Here is a 23,450-nt window from a genome sequence, read left to right as displayed (position 1 = left end):
ATGAAAACAAAACTGCTCGTCCTGGCAATGGCCCTCAGCTTCGCTTCGGCGCAGGCGGCGGACCGCATTGCCTTTATCCCGAAACTGGTAGGCGTGGGATTCTTCACCAGCGGCGGCAACGGCGCGAAAGAGGCGGGGAAAGATCTTGGCGTGGACGTGACCTACGACGGCCCGACCGAGCCGAGCGTCTCCGGTCAGGTGCAGCTCATCAATAACTTCGTCAACCAGGGCTATAACGCCATCATCGTCTCTGCCGTGTCACCGGACGGTCTCTGCCCGGCGCTGAAGCGCGCGATGCAGCGCGGCGTCAAGGTCCTGACCTGGGATTCCGACACCAAACCGGAGTGCCGCAGCATCTACATCAATCAGGGGACGCCGGAACAGCTGGGCGGCCTGCTGGTGGAGATGGCGGGCAAGCAGGTCACCAAACCGAACGCGAAAGTGGCGTTCTTCTACTCCAGCCCGACCGTCACCGACCAGAACCAGTGGGTGAAAGAGGCGAAGGCCAAAATCGAGAAAGATCATCCTCAGTGGCAGGTCGTCACCACGCAGTTTGGCTATAACGACGCCACCAAATCGTTGCAAACCGCCGAAGGGATCTTAAAGGCCTATCCGGATCTGGATGCGATCATCGCCCCGGACGCCAACGCCCTGCCAGCCGCGGCACAGGCGGCGGAAAACCTAAAACGGGAAGGGGTGGCGATTGTCGGCTTCAGCACGCCAAACGTGATGCGTCCGTACGTTGAGCGCGGCACGGTGAAAGCCTTCGGCCTGTGGGATGTGGTGCAACAGGGCAAAATTGCGGTCAATGTCGCCGATCGTTTGCTGAAAAAAGGCGATCTTAACGTCGGCGACAGCGTAGACGTGAAAAATATCGGGACGCTGAAGGTCGAGCCGAACAGCGTGCAGGGCTACCAGTATGAGGCGAAGGGCAACGGCATCGTGCTGCTGCCGGAGCGCGTGGTGTTCACCAAAGAGAACATCAGCAAATACGATTTCTGACGGGGGAGCAAATGGCTGATTTAGACGACATCAAAGACGGCAAGGATTTTGGCATCGGTACGCCGCAGCAGAATGTGCCGTACACCCTGAAGGGCTGCGGCTCGCTGGACTGGGGCATGCAGTCGAGGCTTTCGCGCATTTTCAACCCGCAGAGCAACCGCACGGTGATGCTGGCCTTTGACCACGGCTACTTTCAGGGACCGACCACCGGCCTTGAGCGTATCGATCTCACCATCGCGCCGCTGTTTGGCGAAACCGACGTGCTGATGTGCACCCGCGGCATCCTCAGGAGCCAGGTACCTGCCGCGACGAATAAACCGGTGGTGCTGCGCGCCTCCGGCGGTAACTCGATTCTGGGCGAGCTGTCTAACGAGTGCGTGGCGGTGGCGATGGAAGACGCGCTGCGCCTGAACGTCTGCGCGGTGGCGGCGCAGGTGTACATCGGAAGCGAGTTTGAGCATCAGTCGATCAACAATATCATCAAGCTGGTCGATGCAGGGGCGCGCTACGGCATGCCGACGCTGGCGGTGACGGGCGTGGGGAAAGAGATGGCGCGTGACGCTCGGTATTTTTCGCTGGCAAGCCGCATCGCCGCCGAAATGGGGGCGCAGTTCGTCAAAACCTATTACGTGGATGAGGGTTTTGAAAAAGTGACCGCCAGCTGCCCGGTGCCGATCGTTATCGCAGGGGGCAAAAAGCTGCCGGAGCACGAGGCGCTGGAGATGTGCTGGCGCGCGATAGACCAGGGCGCGTCCGGCGTGGACATGGGGCGCAACATCTTCCAGTCCAGCGCGCCGCTCGCCATGCTGAAGGCGGTGAAGAAAGTGGTTCATGAGAACATGAGCGCCCGGGAGGCGTTCCAGTTCTGGCAGGAAGAGAAACAGGGAGAAGCAAAATGAACGTGACGCTGGTGGAGATCAACATTAAGCCCGAGCGGGTGGACGAGTTTCTGGAGGTATTTCGCGCCAACCACGAGGGGGCGATCAAGGAGCCGGGCAACCTGCGCTTCGACGTATTGCAGGACCCGCGGGTGAAAACCCGGTTCTTTATCTACGAAGCCTATAAAGACGAAGAGGCGGTGCTGGCGCATAAGCAAACCCCGCACTATCTCGCGTGCGTGGATAAGCTGGAGGAGCTGATGTCGGAGCCGCGCAAAAAACGCAGCTTTGTCGGATTGTTGCCGGAGTAGCGGTTTTGCCTGGTGGCGCTGCGCTTACCGGGCCTACGGGTACGGGGGGTGTTGATTTTGTAGGCCGGGTAAGCGCAGCGCCACCCGGCGTTGTTCACGCCAGCTCCAGCAACTGAATACGCGCCGTCGCGCCCGGCATCAGCTTTTGCAGATTGCTCACCAGCTCATCGCCAGCTTCCTGTAATGCCGCCAGCGGCATCGACGGCAGGCTTTCGAGAATAAACCACATGGACTGCGCCTGGCTGTCCAGACGCGTGCGTATCCCCTGTCGCCAGTTCCAGCGGCGGCAGGTGATGCCAAGATCGTCACGCCAGATAACTTCGCCTGGCTCCGGATTTTCGACTACCGGCTCACCCTCTTTGACGGTATCAAACGGCTCGCTGCCGTCGGCCAGCGTCAGGCGCGGCGCTCCCGAGTAAGCCGCCAGATTTTCTCCCCCTACCGGAATAGCGTAGCGGATACTGATGGCATTATAGATATCCACCACCGGGTCGAGCGGTGGCAGCGAACCGTCTCTCATCACGCGCTTGCGCAGGGCCGAGGCCGAGCAGGGCGTACGTTTGGGTTTTGCACCAAAGGCTTTAAACACCTCATCCCAGGCGGCGAGATGATTTTCTGCCCAGGGCACATCATCATTGAGCATCTGCTGGCAGGCCTGCGCCAGCGCAGCGGGCGTAACCTCCGGTTGGGTAATCGGGGCAGCTTCAACCAGAATGCTCAGCGCCCGAAAGCCGGGCGCGATCCCGACAAGTCGCGAATCTATTGACGGTGTTACAAGAGACATAAATAATCCTGTATTGACTGTTTTATATCATGGTAGTGACCAATGACTGATAAAGTCAATATAATGACCGATGCGGGTGCCGATGTTGCCCAGGTAAGCCTGGCCGTCGCGAACCGTATCCGCAGCTGGCGGAAAGAGAAAAAACTGTCGCTGGACGAGCTTTCTCGCCGCGCCAGCGTCAGCAAAGGCATGCTGGTAGAGATCGAAAAAGGGGCTGCCAACCCCAGCATTGCCATTCTGTGTAAACTGGCCGCCGCGCTTGGCGTCTCGGTGGCAGATATCGTTAACGTCTCCAGCGAGCCGCAGATACACATTATTCAGGAAGAGGCGATCCCGGTTCTGTGGCAGGGCGCACAGGGCGGTTACGCCAGATTGCTGGCAGGCACCGCAGGCCCGGATATGATTGAGCTGTGGCAGTGGGAGATGCATCCGGGAGAAACGTTCACCTCTCCGGGACATCCGGCGGGAACGTTTGAGCTGTTGCACGTGAACGAAGGCATGTTAACCCTGACGGTGGACGAGACGGTAACGCAGGTAGCTGCCGGGGCGTCGGCGGTGGCGAAAACGGAAGCGGCGCACGGCTATGCCAATGAAAGCGATACCGTGCTTCGCTTCACCATGACGGTGGCAGAGTTTCACCGATAAAAAGCAGCCCGGTGGCGCTACGTTTACCGGGCTTGCATATGCAGTATGTTGTAGGCCGGGAAAGCGTAGCGCCACCCGGCTTTTTTTACGCCTCTTCCACACTCACCCGCAGCGCCGCCAGCGCCTTACGCGCCGCCTTCAGCACCTGCTCACACTGCTCAATGGTGAGCGTCAACGGTGGTTCAATGCGGATGGTTTTGGAGTTGTTAAGCGTTCCCGCCACCAGTACCCGCTGGCGGAACATCTCGCTTGCGAAGCTATAACCGGTTTCGTTATCAACGAACTCAATCGCCATCAGCATCCCTTTCCCGCGCGCATCCTGTACCAGATCCGGGTATTCCCGGCCCAGCTGGCGGAAGCCGTCCAGCAGCATGTCGCCTTTCTGCTCCGCCTGCGCAGGCAGGTTTTGCTCCAGCAGCACGTTGATGGTCGCCAGCGCGGCCGCGCAGGCCAGCGGGTTACCGCCAAAGGTGGTGGTATGCAGGAATGGATTGTCGAACAGCACCGAGAACACCTCTTCAGTGGCGACCGTTGCGCCAATCGGCATCACGCCGCCGCCGAGCGCTTTTGCCAGGCACAGAATATCCGGCTGAACGTTCTCATGCTCACAGGCGAACATCTTGCCGGTGCGCCCCATCCCGGTCTGCACTTCGTCGAGGATCAGCAGCGCGCCAAACTCATCGCACAGCTGACGCACGGCGGGCAGATAGCCCTGCGGCGGGAGGATGACGCCGCCTTCACCCTGAATCGGCTCCAGGATCACCGCCGCCACGTCGTCGCCGGTTTTACGGCATTCGCCGAGCATGGTGCGCATGGCGTTGATGTCGCCGAACGGTACGTGGCGGAAGCCCGGCAGCAGCGGCATAAACGGTTTACGGAAAGTGGATTTAGCGGTCGCCGACAGCGCGCCCAGAGATTTCCCGTGGAACGCGCCGCTGGTGGCGATAAAGGTAAATTTCCCGCGTGGCGACTGGTACGCTTTGGCGAGTTTAATCGCCGCTTCGACCGATTCGGTGCCGCTGTTGCTGAAGAAGCTGTATTTCAGTTTGCCGGGCGTTAAGGCTGCCAGCGTTTTCGCGAGCATGGCGCGAAGCGGATCGAGCAGTTCCTGGCTATGGAGAGGTTGTTTCGCAAGTTGATTCTGTACGGCGGAAACCACAACTGGATTACGGTGCCCCACGTTGAAAATACCAAAACCACCCAGGCAATCGATAAACTCCTGTCCCTGGGTGTCGACAAGCGTATTCAGACTGCCCGCTTGCCACTCTACGGCTCCGTAATCCCCGCCGGCGGTAACAGATTTGCGATACTCCAGAAAACCAGGATTTACATGCTCTTTAAAGTAATCAATGACCTCACGGTTAAGTTGTTTCATCTCCTCATGATCAAGCGTTCGCTTTTCAATGAGATTCAGTGCGTGCGCGGTACAGGCAAGAGCCGAGGCGCTGGAAGGTAACCTGTTCAAAATATGCTCCCGGGGATCGCGTATCACATGATACTGAGTTAATTATTGCAGGGATTACGCCACCTCAGATGCCTTAACAAAAATCGGGATAAACGCCAGGTGAAATCAAATTTGCACAATATTTAATCATGCCATTGCGCGCCGCACGGGATAAGGGATAACGAGCCGGGGATGGGGTGTCGTCAATTGCACTACCCCAGGGCAGGAAATGCGCCTTAAGTGTGCGCCGGGGGATCATGCTTTGTAGGTAGTTTCGTCTCGAAAGTATTTTAAATCAATTAATTAGAAAAACGCACGAAAAGTGCGGTTTAACCGAGATTTGCGATCTCAATCATATTTAACAACTAAAGATAAATTTTTTATCGCCGAAAAAACATAAGCCACAAAATTAACATTCAAATAACCTGCAAGGGATGCTCACTATGTCCTCTCCTGACTATGTCACCCAGAATGAATATCCGCTGGACGATGACACCACGCTTATGTCGACCACCGACCTCCACAGCTACATGACCCACACTAACGACACCTTTGTGCAAGTGAGCGGCTTTACGCTCCAGGAGCTGCTCGGGCAACCGCACAACATTGTGCGCCATCCGGATATGCCGAAAGCGGCTTTTGCCGACATGTGGTACACGCTGCAAAAGGGCGAACCCTGGAGCGGGATTGTCAAAAACCGACGTAAAAATGGCGATCACTATTGGGTACGCGCCAATGCGGTACCGATGGTGCGTAACGGCCAGATGACGGGCTATATGTCCATTCGTACCCGCGCCACCGAGGACGAGGTCGCCGCAGTGGAGCCGCTTTATAAGGCGCTCAACGAAGGACGTAGCAAAAAACGCATTCATAAAGGGCTGGTGGTGCGCAAAGGCTGGCTCGGCAAATTACCGGCGATGCCGCTGCGCTGGCGCGTGCGCAGCGTAATGGCGGTACTTTTTGCGGTGATGGCCGCAACGCTGGTTGCCAGTGCCGCGGGCTGGGCTTCGCTGGTGGCGGCAGCCGTGGTGATGCTGCTTGGCACCCTGGTGTTTGAACAACAGATTGTCCGCCCGGTGGAAAACGTCGCACGGCAGGCGCTCAGGGTCGCTACCGGAGAGCGTAACAGCGTGCAGCATCTTAACCGCAGCGATGAACTGGGGCTGACGCTGCGGGCCGTCGGACAGCTGGGGCTGATGTGCCGCTGGCTGATCAACGACGTCTCCAGCCAGGTGGTGAGCGTGCGCGACGGCAGCGACAGGCTGGCGCAGGGCAATGAAGATCTCAACGACCGCACGCGCCAGACCGTGGCTAACGTGCAGCAGACCGTGGCAACAATGAACCAGATGGCGGCGTCGGTGCAGAGTAACTCTGAGACCGCAGCCGAAGTCGACAAGCTGTCGATGGCCGCCAGCAGCGCGGCCACGCAGGGGGGCACCGTGATGCAGACCGTGGTGAAAACCATGGATGACATTGCCGACAGTACCCAGCGCATTGGCTCTATTACCTCGCTTATCAATGACATTGCCTTCCAGACCAATATTCTGGCGCTGAACGCCGCGGTTGAGGCGGCACGCGCGGGCGAGCAGGGGAAAGGCTTTGCGGTGGTGGCGGGCGAAGTGCGTCATCTTGCCAGCCGCAGCGCGAATGCAGCTAACGATATTCGTAAGCTGATCGACGCCAGCGCCAGCAAAGTGCAGTCGGGCGCCGATCAGGTCCACGCCGCGGGACGTACCATGGATGATATTGTCGAGCAGGTGAAAAACGTCACGCAGCTTATCGCGCAGATCAGCCACGCCACCTCCGAGCAGGCGACAGGCCTGACAGAGCTGACCCGTGCCGTGGCAGAACTGGACAGCATTACGCAGAAAAATGCTGACCTGGTCGAAGAGAGCGCGCAGATTTCCGCGATGGTTAAGCACCGGGCCGGACGTCTTGAAGATGCGGTTACCGTGCTGCATTAAGAAATGCATGCTTCGATAAAGCCGTTTATTCCTCCGGGGTAAACGGCTTTTTTGTTTTTCAGAATAAGTTATGTTGTTAATGAAATATTAAGTAACTAAAAAAAGCACCCGATTTTTAATTGCTACGCCCCGGATTTATTGAAAGTGTGAAATAAAAAAACGATCAAAGTCATAAAGTTAGAGAGTTTCCTGTCGATAACAGCGATCGTCTGAGAAATAATCACATCGATGGGGTAAATATGTTCATACATGACGTAAAGATCGGCACGAAATTATTTCTGGCGTTTGGATTATTTATTGTCCTGATGGTCGTCAGCGCAAGTTTGTCTCTGATGAGCCTGAATCGGGCAAACAATGGAATGCAAACCATCCTTACCAGCGATTATCCAACGACGGTAAAAGCGAACCAGTTAATCGACAACTTCCAGGAATTTATCAGCACGCAGCAGCTCATGCTGCTGGACGAACAGGGGACGTACACGGCGCAATCAGAGCAGCGTCTGAAGGCGATCAGCGAGCGCATCGCCGCAATCCTGAGCGAGCTGGACAACGCTCTCAAGGATAAAAAATCCCAACAGGTGCTGGCCGATATCCACGGCGTGCGCCAGCAATATCTTGACTCGCGCTACCGCATTTTGCAGGCCGTGCAGAATAACGACCGTGCGGGCGCGATAAACGAAATGATGACCAACACCCTGAACCTGCAACAGTCCTATAAAGCGAAAGTGCAGGCGTTGATTGCGATCCAGGACCATGAAATGCAGAGTGCGGGCGAGCAGGTGGAAGGTGATTTCCGCACCAATCGTCTCCTGCTGATCCTGATTACGCTTTTTAGCGTCGCGGCAGCCAGCCTGACTGGCTGGTTCATTGTGCGATCCATTACCCGCCCGCTGAACGACGCGGTGAATTTTGCGGAGGCCATTGCCGATGGCGATCTCACCGGCAGCATTACCTCGCACGGTAAAGATGAAACCGGACTGCTACTCACCGCACTGATGGAGATGAAAACGCGCCTGCTGGAGATTGTGCAGCAGGTGCAAACCGGATCGGAAAACATCTCCAGCGCCGCCGCGCAGATTGTCGCGGGCAACCAGGATCTGGCTGCCCGCACGGAGGAGCAGGCCAGTTCCGTTGAACAGACGGCCGCGTCGATGGAGCAGATCACCGCCACGGTGAAGAACACCGCGTCTCACACCGGAGAAGCGACGAACCTGTCTGCCGATGCGGCTGCCGTAGTCAAAAACAACGGCGAGATGATGAAGCAGGTCACCAGTAAAATGCGCCTGATTAACGAAACATCGAACAGGATGTCCGACATTATCGACCTGATCGACGCCATTGCCTTCCAGACCAACATTCTGGCGCTGAACGCGGCGGTCGAAGCAGCGCGCGCGGGTGAGCATGGTCGCGGCTTTGCGGTGGTGGCGGGCGAGGTACGCCAGCTCGCGCAGAAAAGTGCAACATCCGCGAGTGAGATCCGCCAGCTGATTGAAAGCTCCACAAGCCAGACGCAGGACGGCATGAACCTTGTGGAGAAAGCCAGCGGGCTTATCAACGGCATGGTCGGCAACGTGGAGGAGATGGACGTCATCCTGCGTGAGATTCGCCAGGCCAGCCACGAACAGACGGAAGGCATCTCGCAGATCAACAGCGCGATTGGCCTGATAGACGCCACCACCCAGCAGAACTCCGCGCTGGTGGAGGAGTCCGTTGCGGCGGCGGCATCCCTTAACGAACAGGCCATGCACCTGAAAGAGCTGGTCCGCGTGTTCCGCGTGAGCGACGGCGTGCTGGCTTAATCCAGCTGGGAGATCTCCAGTGCCGCGCGGTCAATCACGCCGATAATCTGTTTTAACTGCGCGTCGCTGAGCTCTCCCTGATTAACCTTCAGATCCAGAACCGCTTTGAAGTTATCCAGCGCCCGCTTCATCTGCGGGTTTTTGCGCAGCTGGAAACCGACGGAGCGCGCCTTGATACGCGTCTGGATCTGCTCCAGCTGTTCCCGGTTATCTTCCAGCCACTGTTCTCCGGCGGCGTTAATCGCAATCCGCTTACGGCCGTTCTCTTCTTCGGTAATGGTGATAAGCGCCTGATCCTGCAAGTAATCCAGCGTCGGATAGATCACGCCAGGGCTTGGCGTGTAATGTCCCTGCGTCAGGTTCTCGATCTCTTTGATCAGCTCATAACCATGGCTCGCGTTGCGGGTCAGGATATCCAGGATCACCAGCCGCAGATCGCCATGACCAAAAAATCGTGGCCGGCGTCCGCCGCCGTCGTGTTCGTGTCGCATGTTTCTTCCTCAATTTGATATATCTAAACTATATCTAAGATATATTCAGATGCAATCTAAAAAATCTTGATTTCTGAGTTAATAGCAATCATTATCATTAAAAATTCATTCCGATATATCGTATTCACCTGAGAAGGGCATCAACATGGCATCTACCCGTTACCCTCAACGTGTCCGCAATGACCTGCGTTTTCGTGAGCTGAACGTGATGCGCACTGAGCGAGTCAGTGCAGGATTTCAGCGCATTGTGCTAGGCGGCGAGGCGCTGGAGGGCTTTAGCTCTCGCGGCTTTGACGACCATACCAAAGTCTTTTTCCCGGCACCGGGCACCACTTTCGTGCCGCCTGTGGTGACTGATGAAGGCATCGACTGGGGCGACGGCGTGCGTCCGCAAGCGCGTGACTATACCCCGCTGTACGATGACGAAAAACATGAGCTGGCGCTCGATTTCTTCGTTCATGATGGTGGCATTGCCAGCAACTGGGCGGTAGAGGCGAAGGTGGGCGACAAGCTGACCATCGGCGGTCCGCGTGGTTCGCTGGTGGTGCCGGAAGATTACGCCTGGCAGCTGTACGTGTGCGACGAGTCGGGCATGCCCGCGCTGCGCCGCCGTTTAGAAAGCATCGCAAAACTGCCTGTTCGCCCGGCGATCCACGCCATCGTCACCGTGGGCGATGCGACGTACCAGGACTATCTGGCGCACCTGAGCGGGTTCAACATCACCTGGGTTATTGGCCACAACGAGCAGGCGGTAGCCGACCATCTTGCAGCGCTGGCCGTGCCGGAAGAGGATTACTTTATCTGGCTGACCGGGGAGGGGAAGGGGGTGAAACGCCTGAGCCGTCAGTTTGAAACCGACGCAATTGACCCACAGCTGGTGCGTGCCAGCGCGTACTGGCACGCCAAATAATCAGGCAGCGGGATCCAGCTGCGCTTCGCTCACCTGATGTTCGAGCGAGGCGCATACCTCTTTCAGCGCTTTCTCCTGCTGGGCAAAGTAGGCTTCCATATTGCTGAGCGACGAGACGAGCAGCCAGGACTCTTCTTTCTCCAGCTCTGCCAGCTCGTTCACCAGGGTGTCGATTTGCTCACGCACCTGCGCCATCTTTTTACGAATACGTTCCAGGTCGTTCAGCCTGTCGCTCGCCATCATCGGTTCAAACCCTTGTTGCAGACGGGCGACCAGCAAGCGAATGGCCTTCACGTCGCCGCGCTGTTTGGCCTGGTTGAGTTGCACCATCATCCTGTTGGCTTCTTCTTTTAAATCATCGGCAACCAGATCCGGGTGGCATAACTTGCTCGCCTGACGCCAGAGCCGCTTCAGCTCGTTCCGATCCTCTTCAGAGAGATCCTTGCCTTTACGCAGGCGCACTTCGGCATCATGATGCTGTTCGCGATACTTCTTGTACTCTTCGTTGGCCTCATCGCGCGCCTGACGTGCTGGCTCTTCTTCACGCGTTAAACCGGTCTCCAGCTCCATCGCTTCGGCCAGCAGGTTGGCAATCAGATTACTTTGCTGCTGAAGATGCTTGCGCGCCTCTGCCGCCTGAACGGAATCCGCAGGCAGATCTCGCCAGCGCCGGGTGAGCGTTGTCAGAACCTCTACGGCCTGCGCCATATAGCTCTGGCAGCGGCGGTAATCCTCTTCCCGGCGACGCGTCTCCGCCTGCTGACGACGCAGGTTAAGCTCCGCCAGCGTTTTACGCAGGGCGAGGATCTGCTGCATCAACGGCCCGAGGCGGGAGAAATAGAGATCGTTGAATTCGTCAAGCTGCTGTACCCGGGCGTTACGACGATCAATCAGATCGCGCAGACGCTCTTCCAGGGCTTTTAGCTCCAGCTTGCTGGCCGCCAGTTGCGGGTCACGCCACGGGGTAACGGCGCGCTGGCTTTGCAGCCAGGTGGTGATAGCGCGAAGGGCTGCGGTGTAGTTTTTCTGCTCAAGCGCCGCGACGATGGACAGGAGTTCATCGTCAAAGGCTTCCTCTTTGAGACGTTTCAACTGGCTCCGGATGATGTCGTCATCTTCCAGCTCAATGGCATTTTTAATGATTTCTAGCCGTTTGATCGGTGTGCTCATGATGCCTTTCGCTCTGGCGCTTAAGTATTTGAGTTAAGGTTAGTTGTTGTAAAAGCTACAGGAAATAATACACACGGATGATGATCGGCGCGATGGGGGATTTCTTTAGTTTTTAGGGTTTGTGAGGGGAAGCGGCAGGCCGGGCTACGTGTGGTGGATTACTTACAAAAAAGCCACTCAATCGAGTGGCTTAACTGGATGATTCTAAAGCTAAAATTTGGTGGCCCCTGCTGGACTTGAACCAGCGACCAAGCGATTATGAGTCGCCTGCTCTAACCACTGAGCTAAGGGGCCGTGGCGGTGAATTATAAAGTAACTCCCCTCAGCAATCCAGCCATTCACACCTGCCTGCTGTTTTTATAAACAACGCATAATCAATCCTTTATACTTTTCTTAAGATGCATAGACAGGAGTAGAGATGATCAACGATATTCTGGCCCCTGGCCTGCGGGTGGTGTTCTGCGGTATTAATCCGGGCAAGTCATCGGCGCACACCGGTTTTCACTTTGCTCATCCGGGAAATCGCTTCTGGAAGGTGATCCACCAGGCCGGATTTACCGACAAACAGCTTAAGCCGGAAGAAGAGCAGCAGCTGCTGGATACGCGCTGTGGCATCACCATGCTGGTCGAGCGACCCACGGTGCAGGCGAGCGAAGTGAATCTGCATGAGCTGCGCGCTGGCGGGCGTGAGCTGATCGCGAAAATTGAAGACTATCAGCCCGCGGCGCTGGCGATCCTCGGCAAGCAGGCCTACGAGCAGGCGTTCAGCCAGCGCGGTGTGAAGTGGGGTAAGCAGAACATTACCATTGGCGTAACGCAGGTTTGGGTGTTGCCGAACCCCAGCGGGCTGAACAGGGCGACGCTGGACAAGCTGGTGGAGGCGTATCGGGAACTTGATGAGGCGCTTGTGGTGAGGGGGCTTTAGCTCCTCTGCGGCCTGATGCCCTCACCCTGATCCTCTCCCACAGGGAGAGGGAATAAACAAAAAAAAGCTCCCGATTGGGAGCTTTTTCATTTCAGGACCGATTAATCGTCCAGGAAGCTACGCAGCACTTCAGAGCGGCTCGGATGGCGCAGTTTACGCAGCGCCTTCGCTTCGATCTGACGGATACGTTCGCGGGTCACGTCAAACTGTTTACCCACTTCTTCCAGCGTGTGGTCGGTGTTCATGTCGATACCGAAACGCATACGCAGCACTTTGGCTTCACGGGCGGTCAGGCCAGCCAGCACGTCGTGCGTAGCGGCACGCAGGCTCTCGGTGGTGGCAGAGTCCAGCGGCAGCTCGAGGGTGGTATCCTCGATGAAATCACCCAGATGCGAATCTTCATCATCACCGATTGGCGTTTCCATGGAGATTGGCTCTTTAGCGATTTTCAGCACTTTACGGATCTTGTCTTCCGGCATCAGCATGCGTTCAGCCAGCTCTTCCGGCGTCGGCTCGCGGCCCATCTCCTGCAACATCTGGCGAGAGATACGGTTGAGTTTGTTGATGGTCTCAATCATATGCACCGGAATACGGATGGTGCGCGCCTGGTCTGCGATAGAGCGGGTGATCGCCTGACGGATCCACCAGGTAGCATAGGTGGAGAACTTGTAACCACGACGGTATTCAAACTTATCTACCGCTTTCATCAGACCGATGTTGCCTTCCTGAATCAGATCCAGGAATTGCAGGCCACGGTTGGTGTATTTCTTGGCGATAGAGATAACCAGACGTAAGTTCGCTTCAACCATCTCTTTCTTCGCACGGCGGGCTTTCGCTTCACCGATGGACATACGACGGTTGATGTCTTTCACCTGCTCGATGGTCAGGCCGGTCTCTTCTTCAATCTGATGCAGTTTTTGCAGGCCGCGCTGTACGTCTTCTTTCACGTCGTGCAGCTTTTCAGACCACGGCTTGTTCATCGCGATAGCGGCGTTGAACCAGGTTTCGCTGGTTTCGTTGCCGGTGAAGAGGGTGATGAAGTTCTTCTTCGGCATTTTGCACTGTTCAACGCACAGCTTCATGATGATACGTTCCTGGGTACGTACGCGATCCATCATCACGCGCATGCTGTTCACCAGGTAGTCGAACTGTTTTGGCACCAGGCGGAACTGTTTGAACACTTCAGACAGCTTCAGGATCTCTTCCTGAGCGGCGGCATGGCTGCGGCCTTTCGCTTTGATGGTGTCACGCGTCACTTCGTACTGGGTACGCAGCTCGGCAAATTTCTCACGCGCCAGTTCAGGGTCGATGCTGTTGTCGTCATCGCTGCTGTCGTCGTCTTCTTCTTCATCTTCGTCTTCGTCGTCATCCATCTCTTCCTGAGACAGCTCAGAACCGACGTGAGTGGCGGTTGGCGCCATATCTTCTTCAGCGTTCGGGTCGACAAAGCCAGTGATCAGATCGGACAGACGCGCTTCTTCTGCTTCAACGCGATCGTACTGCTCCAGCAGATAGGTGATCGCTTCCGGGTATTCGGCAACAGAGCACTGAACCTGGTTGATCCCGTCTTCGATGCGTTTTGCGATGTCAATTTCGCCTTCGCGGGTCAACAGTTCAACGGTACCCATTTCGCGCATGTACATGCGGACCGGGTCAGTGGTACGCCCGATTTCAGATTCCACGCTGGACAGGACCTGTGCAGCAGCTTCTTCCGCATCTTCGTCAGTGTTGTTGGAGGTTTCAGCCAGCAACAGATCATCGGCATCCGGTGCTTCTTCCATCACCTGAATGCCCATGTCATTGATCATTTGGATGATATCTTCGATCTGATCTGAATCGACGATATCTTCCGGCAGATGGTCATTGACCTCGGCATAGGTCAGATAGCCTTGCTCCTTACCGCGTTGGACAAGAAGTTTCAGCTGTGACTGCGGGTTTTGCTCCATAAGACGGTATCCACACTTAATTCGTTTGATTGGTGTCGGCGATGGGCTGCCAACCTTTAAAGCGAGGGCGTACTTATATTTTTGCCGCTGCCTCTCAGTGCGGCTGCCGGGGGCTTCCCGATCGATATTCGGCACTTAAGCCGTTAAATTTTTTATTTCTTCGCCAGTTCCTGGTTAATCATCCAGAGCTCCCGGCGTTCTTCGCTGCTTAGGCCATGGGTGCGCTCGCGAGCTATCAACTCTTCCTGGCGCAACTCAAGCATCGAATCAAACATATGGTTGAGTGAGTCGGTGAACGTTTTTTCTGCGATATCCTTATCTGCTATATCGTCCCACATCGACAGTTTTTCAAGGGTAGCGGCCTCTTTTGTGCCGCGATAATGCTCTAAAAGTTGTCCGGTGGTCAGACCTGGCTGAGACAAACAAGTGTTGACCAATTCTGAAAATAAGCCAAGCCCGGGCAATTTTTCGTGGTTCAAACCCGCCAGCGACGGCACTTGCGGAGCAAGTTCGGGGTTTTGTACCAGCAACCCTATCAGTATACGCATGGTTGTGCGTTTTAGCTGAGGCGCGGGGCGTACCGTGCCGTTTTCAGCCTGTTTCGGCATTAAACGTTCAAGCTGGCTGTCATCCAGAATGCCGAGCTTGTTGCCTAACTCCTGACGCAGATAGATGCGCAGCGTTTCGCCGGGCACCTGGCTGATTAACGGCAGCGCCAGCGTGCTGAGCTGCGCGCGCCCGTCAGGGGTACTCAAATCAACCTGCGGCATCAGGCTGTTAAACAGAAACGTGGAGAGCGGCTGAGCCTGCTCCATCCGCGCTTCAAACGCCGCTTTGCCCTCTTTACGCACCAGCGTATCCGGGTCTTCACCGTCGGGCAGGAACATAAAGCGTAACTGACGCCCGTCGGTCATATACGGCAACGCGGTTTCCAGCGCTCGCCAGGCGGCGTCGCGTCCTGCGCGGTCACCGTCGTAACAGCAAATCACGTTGTTGGTGACGCGGAACAGCAGCTGGATATGGTCCGCCGTGGTGGACGTTCCCAGCGACGCAACGGCATAGTTAATGTCGTACTGCGCCAGCGCAACAACATCCATATAGCCTTCGACGACCAGAAGACGCGGAGGTTCCGCATTATCCTGCTGTGCCTCATAAAGACCGTAAAGCTGGCGGCCCTTATGGAAAATATCGGTTTCCGGGGAGTTAAGGTATTTCGGCAGGGCATCACCCAGCACGCGACCACCAAAACCTATCACCCGGCCACGCTTGTCGCGGATCGGGAACATCACCCGTTCACGGAAGCGGTCGTAGCTTCGTCCCTGGTCGTTGGTGACCAGCATGCCTGCGTCGATGAGGGATTTACGATCTTCGCTATTGCCGCCAAAACGCTTTAACACGTTGTCCCAGCCGGGCGGGGCGTAACCAATAGCGAAACGCGCAATCACATCGTCACTCAGTCCGCGCTTGTTCAGATACTGACGCGCAGGCTCAGCCGCAGAGTGCTTAAGAGACTGTTGGTAAAACGAATTCAGGCCATCCATCAGTTGGTACAGCGTTTGCCGCTGATGGCGCTCGATCTGACTTGGCCCACTGCCCGCTTCATACGGCACTTCAAGGTTATGCATCGCCGCCAGCTCTTCGACGGTTTCAACGAACTCGAGCTTGTCGTAGTTCATCAAAAAATCAACGGCATTACCGTGTGCGCCACAGCCGAAGCAATGGTAGAACTGCTTTTCACCGTTTACGGTGAAAGAGGGGGTTTTTTCGTTATGGAACGGACAGCACGCATGGTAGTTCTTGCCCTGCTTTTTTAGCTTCACCCGCGCGTCGATGAGATCGACGATGTCGGTTCTGGCAAGCAGGTCATTGATGAAAACGCGTGGGATTCTTCCGGCCATATGCCCCAAAAATTTAAGCGACTTATAAACGAAAACAAGCCGCGCATTCCTTCCGGAAGCACGGCCTTACGACTACAACTCTGTCTGTCAATTGAGGGCTGTGGCCCTCAACAGATTAGTACAGACGAGTACGGCGTGCGTTTTCGCGAGCCAGTTTCTTCGCGTGACGTTTCACAGCGGAAGCTTTAGCGCGCTTACGTTCGGTCGTTGGTTTTTCATAAAACTCACGACGACGAACTTCAGCCAGAACACCTGCTTTCTCGCATGAACGTTTGAAGCGACGCAGTGCTACGTCGAACGGCTCGTTTTCACGTACTTTAATTACCGGCATGTAACTCTCACCTTTAATAAATTCGGTTTGCCGCTGGCATCAACGCCAGCTTATTTCAAAATGGTGCGGAATTTTACTGCAAATGCTGCTGCTTTGTAAAGCACCGATGCGATTTTGAAAGGGACTTTAATAAGGGTGAGGAGTATACACGAGGCTTCTTCCTGGGGCGAACAAAGTTTTACAACAATCCGCCCAGGCTCTACACTGCGCGGTATTGAAACGAGGTAAAACAAGTCATGCGTGTACTGGGTATTGAAACATCCTGCGATGAAACCGGCATCGCGATTTACGACGACGAAAAAGGGCTTCTGGCCAACCAACTGTATAGTCAGGTGAAATTGCACGCTGACTACGGCGGCGTCGTGCCTGAACTGGCCTCTCGTGACCACGTGCGTAAAACGGTTCCCCTGATCCAGGCGGCGCTGAAAGAGGCCGGGTTGAGTGCAAAAGATATTGATGCCGTGGCCTATACCGCAGGACCGGGCCTGGTCGGCGCGCTGCTAGTCGGCGCAACGGTAGGGCGTTCACTGGCCTTCGCGTGGGATGTTCCGGCCATTCCGGTTCACCATATGGAAGGGCACCTTCTGGCGCCGATGCTGGAAGACAATCCGCCAGCGTTCCCGTTTGTGGCGCTGCTGGTTTCCGGTGGTCATACCCAACTGATCAGCGTAACGGGTATTGGCAAGTATGAGCTGCTGGGCGAGTCAATTGACGATGCAGCCGGTGAAGCCTTCGACAAAACCGCCAAGCTGCTGGGGCTGGATTACCCGGGCGGCCCGATGCTCTCGAAAATGGCCGCACAGGGCACGGAAGGGCGCTTTGTCTTCCCACGGCCGATGACTGATCGTCCGGGGCTGGATTTCAGCTTCTCCGGTTTGAAAACCTTCGCGGCGAACACCATCCGCAATAACGACGACAGCGAGCAGACGCGTGCCGACATCGCTCGTGCGTTCGAAGATGCGGTGGTGGATACGCTGATGATCAAGTGCAAACGCGCGCTGGATCAGACCGGCTTTAAGCGCCTGGTGATGGCAGGCGGCGTGAGCGCCAACCGTACGCTGCGCGCGAAGCTTGCAGAGATGATGCAAAAGCGTCGTGGGGAAGTGTTCTACGCGCGTCCTGAATTTTGTACCGATAACGGGGCGATGATCGCCTACGCCGGGATGGTGCGCCTGAACGCTGGCGCAACGGCTGACCTGAGCGTGTCCGTGCGTCCGCGCTGGCCGCTGGCGGAGCTGCCGGAGGCGTGAGTTTTTTTGCCCGGTGGCGCTGCGCTTACCGGGCCTACAAAACCGTAGGCCGGGTCAGGCGAAGCCGCCACCCGGCAATAACCCGCACTACACCCGCAGCATCCCTTTCTCTTCCAGAAACGCAATGATCGTCGCCAGCCCGTCACCCGCTTTCAGGTTGGTAAAGGTCCACGGACGCTCGCCGCGCATGCGGTTAGTGTCGCGTTCCATTACCTCCAGCGACGCCCCCACGTACGGCGCGAGGTCGGTTTTATTGATCACCAGAAAATCGGATTTGGTGATCCCCGGCCCGCCCTTGCGCGGGATTTTTTCCCCTTCGGCCACGTCGATGACGTAGATGGTGAGGTCCGCCAGCTCCGGGCTGAAGGTCGCGCTCAGGTTATCCCCGCCGCTTTCGACGAAGATCAGATCCAGATTGCCGAACTTCTCGCTGAGTGCTTCCACCGCCGCCAGGTTCATTGAAGCATCTTCGCGGATGGCGGTGTGCGGACAGCCGCCCGTTTCCACGCCCACGATGCGCTCTGGCTCCAGCGCACCCGCCTCGGTCAGGATGCGCTGATCCTCTTTGGTGTAGATATCGTTAGTCACCACCGCCAGGTGATAGGTATCGCGCATCGCCTTGCAGAGCGCTTCCAGCAGGGCGGTTTTGCCCGACCCTACCGGGCCGCCCACGCCAACGCGCAGGGGATGTTTGTAATCAGCCATATTGACTCCTCAGGAACGGAATAGTCGTGAATATTGGGTTTCGTGGCGCGCGGAGGCGATGGCGGACAGCGGCGTAGCGGCCCCCAGCGCGTCGTCGCCACGTAAAAATGCCTGTTCAAACCCGGCGGCAAAATGGTCGCTCAGGTCGATAATCAGCTGTTGTGCGGCCTGCTGCCCAAACGGCACCAGCTTGACGCCCGCCATCACCGCGCTCTCAATCCAGCTGTAGCCCAGGCTCAGCGCCAGCTCACGCGTGCTAATGCCCCAGCGCACGCCGAGCCACGCCATGCCGCAGAGCTGGCTCTGCGTCAACAGCGGCAACCATTCTGGCGGGCAGGCGGGTTCCCAGCTTTTAATCAGGCGCGTAAAGGCCGCGCCACGGTTGCGTTCTTCATCGCGCAGCTCGCGCGTTTCCCGGCAGGCGAGCAGGTATGCCGTCCAGCGTTTTGCTGTCGCGACGTCCTGCTTCTCGCAGGCACGATAAAGGCGGATAAACAGCGGCAGGTCGACGCAGAAAAAGCTCTGCTCCATCTGCTGGATCTGCCAGCGCCTGAAGGCCTCAGCGTCCGTGACCCACCCGGCCTCGACAGCCCACTCCAGCCCCTGCGACCAGGTAAACGATCCGACCGGCAGGCTACTGCTGGAGAGCTGCATCAGGCGCAGCCGCTGGCGGGCGTGCTCCATCAGCTCATCAGCGCCAGCAGGGCAGAGACGATCAGCCCGCCACCGAAGGTTTTACGCAGGCCGTCGTGACGGCGCAGCAGCAGCCCTGCCGCGAAGCTGGCGCACAGCACCGTGGCGCTGGCTAACATAAACCCGCTGGTGAAGAGCCAGAAGCTGTGGCCGGACATCTCCACGCCGTGCGCCCAGCCGTGGAACATCGCCAGGGCTGGCACCGCCAGCAGCAGGCGATTTTCAGTCTTGAACATCATTACGCCGCAGACCGCCAGCGAGGCGATAATCAGCATTTCCATGCCGCTAAAACCGCCGAGCAGGCTGCCCGCAACGGCGCCAGCAAGCATCATGCCGAGCGTTGCTAACGGCAGCAGCAGCTTGCGGCCGCTCAGGGCGGACAGCACGCCAGCCCCCGTCAGCATCAGCAGGTGATCCAGCCCGGTCAGCGGATGGAGAAATCCGGCCTGGAAGCTGTCGGTCCCGTGGCCCGGATGGGCAAGCGCCGGAACGGAAAATGCCAGCAGAAACAGCGGTAAATACTTGCGCATGATGAGTCCTTAATGTGAATGAGAGTGGGAGTGGCCATGGCTGTGGGCATCGCTGGTGTAAGCCCCCGCTTCCGGTTCAAACGGCAGGCTAGCGAAGGTCACCTCCAGCCCGAACTGACGCAGCATGTCGTCAAGAACGTGGTCGTGGTGGTAGCGCAGCTCGCCGGGCATAATTTGCAGCGGCACGTGACGGTTGCCCAGGTGGTAACAGGCGCGGGCGAGCAGGAACGGATCGGCGCAGCGCACCACGGAAACCGACTCCGGGGCCGCGATCACTTCGATCACCTCGCTGCCGTCGTCGGTGGTCAGCAGATCGCCGCCGCGCAGCAGCAAACCGCGCGGCAGCATCAGCCCGGCTTCGCGACCGTCGTTCAGGGCCACGCGGGCGCGGCTTTTCACCCGCACGTCAATCGGCAGCGTGACGCTGGCGGTAGTCGGGTGTGCGTGGTCCAGGCGTTGGGTCAGATAAATCATCATCACTCCTCAAAACAGGAAATAGCGTTGTGCCATCGGCAGAACGTCAGCCGGTTCGCTGGTAATCAGTTCGCCGTCGACGCGCACCTCGTAGGTTTGCGAGTCGACGGTGATGTTCGGTTGCAGAGCGTTGTGGATCATGTCCGCCTTTTTCACCGTCCGGCAGCCTTTCACCACCGCCGTGGCGCTCTGCAAGTTGAGCTGCTGCGGGATGCCGTTCGCACTGGCGGCCTGCGAGACAAACGTCAGCCGCGTGGCGTGGCGCGCGGCGCCCAGCGATCCAAACATCGGGCGGTAATGCACCGGCTGCGGCGTGGGGATCGAGGCGTTGATATCGCCCATCGGTGCGCAGGCGATCATCCCACCTTTGACGATGGTGGCGGGCTTGACGCCGAAGAACGCCGGGGACCAGACCACCAGGTCCGCCAGCTTGCCCGCCTCAATCGAGCCCACTTCATGGGCGATGCCGTGGGTCAGCGCCGGGTTAATGGTGTATTTGGCGACATAGCGCTTCACCCGGAAGTTGTCGTTATCGCCGGTCTCTTCCGGCAGCGCGCCGCGCTGAACCTTCATGCGGTGCGCGACCTGCCAGGTGCGGATAATCACTTCCCCCACGCGGCCCATTGCCTGTGAATCTGACGAGGTGAGTGAGAACGCGCCGATATCGTGCAGCACGTCTTCGGCGGCGATGGTCTCCCGGCGAATGCGGGATTCGGCAAACGCCACGTCCTCGGCGATATCCGGGTCGAGGTGATGGCAAACCATCAGCATGTCCAGGTGCTCGTCGATGGTGTTGACCGTGTAGGGCAGCGTCGGGTTGGTGGAGGAGGGCAGAATATTCGGGTGCGCACAGGCGGTGATGATATCTGGCGCATGGCCGCCGCCCGCCCCTTCGGTGTGGAAGGTGTGGATGGTGCGCCCGGCGATGGCGGCCAGCGTATCTTCGACAAAACCGGACTCGTTCAGCGTGTCGCTGTGCAGCGCCACCTGGATATCCATCTCTTCAGCGACCTCCAGCGAGCAGTTGATGGCCGCAGGCGTCGCACCCCAGTCTTCGTGGATCTTAAGCCCGATGGCACCTGCCGCGATCTGCTCGCGCAGCGCGTCCGGGTTTGAACCGTTCCCTTTGCCCAGCAGGCCAATATTCACCGGCAGCGTATCGGCAGCCTGCAACACGCGGGCGATATACCATGGCCCCGGCGTGCAGGTGGTGGCGTTTGTACCTGCCGCGGGCCCGGTGCCGCCGCCGATCATGGTGGTGACGCCAGAGACCAGCGCCTCTTCCGCTTGCTGCGGACAGATCCAGTGGATATGGGTGTCGATCCCGCCAGCGGTGACAATCTTGCCTTCGGCGGCGATCACTTCCGTTGCTGCGCCAATCGGGATCGTCACGCCGGGCTGAATGTCCGGGTTTCCGGCTTTGCCGACGGCGAAGATCCGCCCATTTTTTACGCCGATATCCGCTTTCACGATCCCCCAGTGATCGACGATCAGCGCGTTGGTGAGCACCAGATCCACGCAGTCGTCGGCGGTCATCTGCCCCTGTCCCATGCCGTCGCGGATCACTTTTCCGCCGCCGAATTTAACCTCTTCTCCGTAGATCGTGAGATCGTCTTCTACTTCGATCCACAGTTCGCTGTCGGCCAGCCGCACTTTATCCCCGGTCGTGGGGCCGAACATATCGGCATACGCCTGGCGTGAAATCTCAGCCATGTTTCACCTCGCCCATGATCTCGCCGCGAAAACCGAAAATGCGCTGTGCGCCCGTCACCTGCACCAGCGTCACTTCCCGCTTCTGGCCGGGCTCGAAGCGCACAGCGGTGCCCGCCGGGATGTTCAGCCGGTAGCCTCGGGTGGCCTCGCGATCGAACTTCAGCGCCGGGTTGACCTCGTAAAAGTGATAGTGCGATCCCACCTGGATCGGCCTGTCGCCGTGGTTTTCCACTATCACACTTCGGGTTTCGCGCCCGACGTTGAGAGCAATGTTGCCGGACTGGATCCGGTATTCACCTGGGATCATCACGCGCTCCTTACACGATCGGGTTGTGGACGGTGACGAGCTTGGATCCGTCCGGGAAGGTGGCTTCCACCTGAATATCCGGGATCATCTCCGGTACGCCCTCCATCACCTGATCGCGCGTCAGGACGTGGCGGCCGGCTTCCATCAGCGAGGCGACGGTTTCGCCATCGCGCGCGCCTTCCATAATAAAGGCGCTGATCAGCGCGACCGATTCCGGATAGTTGAGCTTTACCCCGCGCGCGAGGCGGCGTTCGGCAACCAGCGCGGCGGTGAACAGCAACAGCTTGTCTTTTTCTCTGGGAGTCAGTTCCATAGCGTTTCTCTTATGTCTGCCAGATGCGCGGCGAACAGGCGGTTTTGGGGGTTAAAAGCGGGCGAAGCGACTGCCAGATATCGCGCATCACCCGCTGACAAATCAGGTTGTCGTGCGAGAGAAAACGCACCGACAGCAGATCGTCGGTGAGCGTCGCCCCGCCAAAGTTTTCCAGCGGGGCGAGCCGCTCGCGCACCGTGTCGAGATGTGCTTCCCGGGCCGGATAGAACAGCAGCGTGCCGACCCACGGATGGTCCGCGACGGGCGTCAGATCGCCACCGCTGAGATGCAGTCGCTCAATCAGACGCGGCTCGCCATCCACCCACACCTCAAGGCGGCTCTCCAGCGTGCCTTGGCTGAAGGTTTCGTTTATCACCGGACGGCCCAGACAGTACAGCTCCCACGCCAGCAGCGTGCTGGTGGCGTGCAGGTGAAAGACGGAACGCAGCGCGGCGTTAGCGCCGGGGAAAATAATGGTGTCCTGCGGCAGCCACTCCAGCGTGGCCTCTTCGTCGAGGTAAAAATGCTGACTGAGGCAGGCCAGCGGGCCGCTGCTGCGATAGAACTTGCTGGCGCCGGGCATGGTGAGGAGGGCATGGCTTTTGGCGTCGAGCCGCACGGAAATATCCAGCGTATCCCCGCCCACAATTCCGCCTGGCGGGTGCAGCAGGTAAAGGTGGCAGGTTTCCCCTTCGGGATAAAACGGACGCTGAACGGTAAGTGGCCCGGTGTGACGCGCGGAATGGAGGAGGGTTTTCTCAGGGGTATGACAAAACTGGAGGGCAAGCGAGGCCTGCCAGCCTTTGTATGAATTATCAGTGACCTGAGTTGCTAACATGGTGCTTCCACTTCCGCACTATCGGGATACGTTTCAGTATGCCCTGGCGGAAATGAAGGCTGTCATATGAGTCGCTTATGGATAAAAAAACCGGCTCATGTGAGCCGGTTTCAGTAATGTAGGCCGGGT

At 57.7% G+C, this 23,450-nt stretch carries 24 protein-coding genes and 1 tRNA gene; 9 read left to right on the top strand and 16 right to left on the bottom strand.

Annotated features, from left to right (window positions below):
- The 3 genes from lsrB to lsrG are packed head-to-tail and all read left to right on the top strand — an operon-like array spanning position 1 to position 2,191.
- Complete coding sequence (gene lsrB, locus ACOTZD_RS06710) at positions 1-1,002, top strand: autoinducer 2 ABC transporter substrate-binding protein LsrB (RefSeq protein ID WP_003862610.1); 1,002 nt, start codon at positions 1-3, stop codon at positions 1,000-1,002.
- Positions 1,003-1,013: 11 nt separating this feature from the next.
- The gene (lsrF, locus tag ACOTZD_RS06705) at positions 1,014-1,901 is read left to right on the top strand and encodes a 3-hydroxy-5-phosphonooxypentane-2,4-dione thiolase (RefSeq protein ID WP_023314882.1); all 888 of its coding nucleotides are present in this window, start codon (positions 1,014-1,016) and stop codon (positions 1,899-1,901) included.
- Positions 1,898-2,191, top strand: coding sequence for a (4S)-4-hydroxy-5-phosphonooxypentane-2,3-dione isomerase (gene lsrG / locus ACOTZD_RS06700; protein ID WP_003862606.1), 294 nt, complete (start codon positions 1,898-1,900; stop codon positions 2,189-2,191). Before lsrF ends, lsrG begins: the two co-directional genes overlap by 4 nt.
- 94 nt (positions 2,192-2,285) lie before the next feature.
- Here lsrG and ACOTZD_RS06695 read toward each other — a convergent pair whose 3' ends face one another.
- On the bottom strand, positions 2,286-2,975 hold the full coding sequence (locus ACOTZD_RS06695) for a B3/4 domain-containing protein (protein ID WP_058658696.1): 690 nt from the start codon (positions 2,973-2,975) through the stop codon (positions 2,286-2,288).
- Positions 2,976-3,017: 42 nt separating this feature from the next.
- Between ACOTZD_RS06695 and ACOTZD_RS06690 the strand changes: the two genes are divergently transcribed.
- Positions 3,018-3,620, top strand: coding sequence for a helix-turn-helix domain-containing protein (locus ACOTZD_RS06690; RefSeq protein WP_023314879.1), 603 nt, complete (start codon positions 3,018-3,020; stop codon positions 3,618-3,620).
- Positions 3,621-3,705: 85 nt separating this feature from the next.
- On the opposite strand, the gene ygjG is transcribed toward ACOTZD_RS06690, so the two are convergent.
- On the bottom strand, positions 3,706-5,085 hold the full coding sequence (ygjG, locus tag ACOTZD_RS06685; RefSeq protein WP_022651884.1) for a putrescine aminotransferase: 1,380 nt from the start codon (positions 5,083-5,085) through the stop codon (positions 3,706-3,708).
- A 422-nt stretch (positions 5,086-5,507) separates the two neighbouring features.
- Here ygjG and ACOTZD_RS06680 point away from each other — a divergent pair, with 422 nt between their 5' ends.
- Entirely contained in the window at positions 5,508-7,028 is a 1,521-nt protein-coding gene (locus ACOTZD_RS06680; protein WP_058652650.1) for a methyl-accepting chemotaxis protein, read from the top strand.
- A 239-nt stretch (positions 7,029-7,267) separates the two neighbouring features.
- Positions 7,268-8,827 (top strand): methyl-accepting chemotaxis protein, encoded by a 1,560-nt coding sequence (locus tag ACOTZD_RS06675; RefSeq protein WP_022651882.1) that lies wholly within the window; start codon positions 7,268-7,270, stop codon positions 8,825-8,827.
- On the opposite strand, the gene ACOTZD_RS06670 is transcribed toward ACOTZD_RS06675, so the two are convergent.
- Positions 8,824-9,318 carry a PadR family transcriptional regulator gene (locus tag ACOTZD_RS06670; protein WP_003862595.1) on the bottom strand — a complete coding sequence of 165 codons (495 nt, stop codon included), beginning with the start codon at positions 9,316-9,318 and terminating at the stop codon, positions 8,824-8,826. The genes ACOTZD_RS06675 and ACOTZD_RS06670 overlap by 4 nt on opposite strands.
- Positions 9,319-9,463: 145 nt before the next feature.
- Here ACOTZD_RS06670 and ACOTZD_RS06665 point away from each other — a divergent pair, with 145 nt between their 5' ends.
- The gene (locus tag ACOTZD_RS06665; protein WP_023323763.1) at positions 9,464-10,228 is read left to right on the top strand and encodes a siderophore-interacting protein; all 765 of its coding nucleotides are present in this window, start codon (positions 9,464-9,466) and stop codon (positions 10,226-10,228) included.
- Here the strand turns inward: ACOTZD_RS06665 and ACOTZD_RS06660 are convergent, their stop codons facing one another.
- Both ACOTZD_RS06660 and ACOTZD_RS06655 read right to left on the bottom strand, forming a co-directional pair.
- Positions 10,229-11,398, bottom strand: coding sequence for a DNA repair ATPase (locus ACOTZD_RS06660; RefSeq protein WP_003862593.1), 1,170 nt, complete (start codon positions 11,396-11,398; stop codon positions 10,229-10,231).
- Positions 11,399-11,616: 218 nt separating this feature from the next.
- Positions 11,617-11,692: transfer RNA gene (locus ACOTZD_RS06655), tRNA-Ile, on the bottom strand.
- A 124-nt stretch (positions 11,693-11,816) separates the two neighbouring features.
- Here ACOTZD_RS06655 and mug point away from each other — a divergent pair.
- On the top strand, positions 11,817-12,323 hold the full coding sequence (gene mug, locus ACOTZD_RS06650) for a G/U mismatch-specific DNA glycosylase (protein ID WP_032607936.1): 507 nt from the start codon (positions 11,817-11,819) through the stop codon (positions 12,321-12,323).
- A 101-nt stretch (positions 12,324-12,424) separates the two neighbouring features.
- Here the strand turns inward: mug and rpoD are convergent, their stop codons facing one another.
- The 3 genes from rpoD to rpsU form a co-directional block, all read right to left on the bottom strand.
- Positions 12,425-14,269, bottom strand: a complete 1,845-nt coding sequence (rpoD, locus tag ACOTZD_RS06645) for an RNA polymerase sigma factor RpoD (RefSeq protein WP_006812010.1) — start codon at positions 14,267-14,269, stop codon at positions 12,425-12,427.
- A gap of 152 nt (positions 14,270-14,421) precedes the next feature.
- Positions 14,422-16,167 carry a DNA primase gene (dnaG, locus tag ACOTZD_RS06640; protein ID WP_003862574.1) on the bottom strand — a complete coding sequence of 582 codons (1,746 nt, stop codon included), beginning with the start codon at positions 16,165-16,167 and terminating at the stop codon, positions 14,422-14,424.
- Between the two features lie 115 nt (positions 16,168-16,282).
- On the bottom strand, positions 16,283-16,498 hold the full coding sequence (rpsU, locus tag ACOTZD_RS06635; protein ID WP_001144069.1) for a 30S ribosomal protein S21: 216 nt from the start codon (positions 16,496-16,498) through the stop codon (positions 16,283-16,285).
- Between the two features lie 236 nt (positions 16,499-16,734).
- On the opposite strand from rpsU, the gene tsaD reads away from it, so the two are divergent.
- Positions 16,735-17,748 (top strand): tRNA (adenosine(37)-N6)-threonylcarbamoyltransferase complex transferase subunit TsaD, encoded by a 1,014-nt coding sequence (gene tsaD / locus ACOTZD_RS06630; protein ID WP_022651877.1) that lies wholly within the window; start codon positions 16,735-16,737, stop codon positions 17,746-17,748.
- Positions 17,749-17,835: 87 nt separating this feature from the next.
- Here tsaD and ureG read toward each other — a convergent pair whose 3' ends face one another.
- From ureG to ACOTZD_RS06590, 8 genes are read right to left on the bottom strand one after another with little or no spacing between them, the layout of a single operon-like run.
- Entirely contained in the window at positions 17,836-18,453 is a 618-nt protein-coding gene (ureG, locus tag ACOTZD_RS06625; RefSeq protein WP_014071813.1) for an urease accessory protein UreG, read from the bottom strand.
- Between the two features lie 9 nt (positions 18,454-18,462).
- Positions 18,463-19,137, bottom strand: a complete 675-nt coding sequence (locus ACOTZD_RS06620; RefSeq protein ID WP_032607933.1) for an urease accessory protein UreF — start codon at positions 19,135-19,137, stop codon at positions 18,463-18,465.
- On the bottom strand, positions 19,137-19,676 hold the full coding sequence (locus tag ACOTZD_RS06615) for a HupE/UreJ family protein (RefSeq protein WP_003862561.1): 540 nt from the start codon (positions 19,674-19,676) through the stop codon (positions 19,137-19,139). The genes ACOTZD_RS06620 and ACOTZD_RS06615 overlap by 1 nt, the downstream gene beginning before the upstream one ends.
- Positions 19,677-19,685: 9 nt before the next feature.
- Positions 19,686-20,150 carry an urease accessory protein UreE gene (ureE, locus tag ACOTZD_RS06610; RefSeq protein WP_045895132.1) on the bottom strand — a complete coding sequence of 155 codons (465 nt, stop codon included), beginning with the start codon at positions 20,148-20,150 and terminating at the stop codon, positions 19,686-19,688.
- A 9-nt stretch (positions 20,151-20,159) separates the two neighbouring features.
- A complete protein-coding gene (ureC, locus tag ACOTZD_RS06605) occupies positions 20,160-21,863 on the bottom strand; it encodes an urease subunit alpha (protein WP_174402132.1) in 1,704 nt (567 codons plus the stop codon).
- Positions 21,856-22,170 carry an urease subunit beta gene (locus tag ACOTZD_RS06600; protein WP_003862557.1) on the bottom strand — a complete coding sequence of 105 codons (315 nt, stop codon included), beginning with the start codon at positions 22,168-22,170 and terminating at the stop codon, positions 21,856-21,858. The genes ureC and ACOTZD_RS06600 overlap by 8 nt, the downstream gene beginning before the upstream one ends.
- Positions 22,171-22,180: 10 nt before the next feature.
- A complete protein-coding gene (locus ACOTZD_RS06595) occupies positions 22,181-22,483 on the bottom strand; it encodes an urease subunit gamma (protein ID WP_003862556.1) in 303 nt (100 codons plus the stop codon).
- A 10-nt stretch (positions 22,484-22,493) separates the two neighbouring features.
- Positions 22,494-23,321, bottom strand: a complete 828-nt coding sequence (locus tag ACOTZD_RS06590) for an urease accessory protein UreD (RefSeq protein ID WP_047654222.1) — start codon at positions 23,319-23,321, stop codon at positions 22,494-22,496.
- Positions 23,322-23,450: the final 129 nt, after the last annotated feature.

This window comes from Enterobacter cloacae complex sp. SHL022 (genome assembly GCF_049237785.1).
GTDB classification, from domain to species: domain Bacteria; phylum Pseudomonadota; class Gammaproteobacteria; order Enterobacterales; family Enterobacteriaceae; genus Enterobacter; species Enterobacter hormaechei_C.
This window is presented reverse-complemented; position numbering and strand designations above follow the sequence as displayed.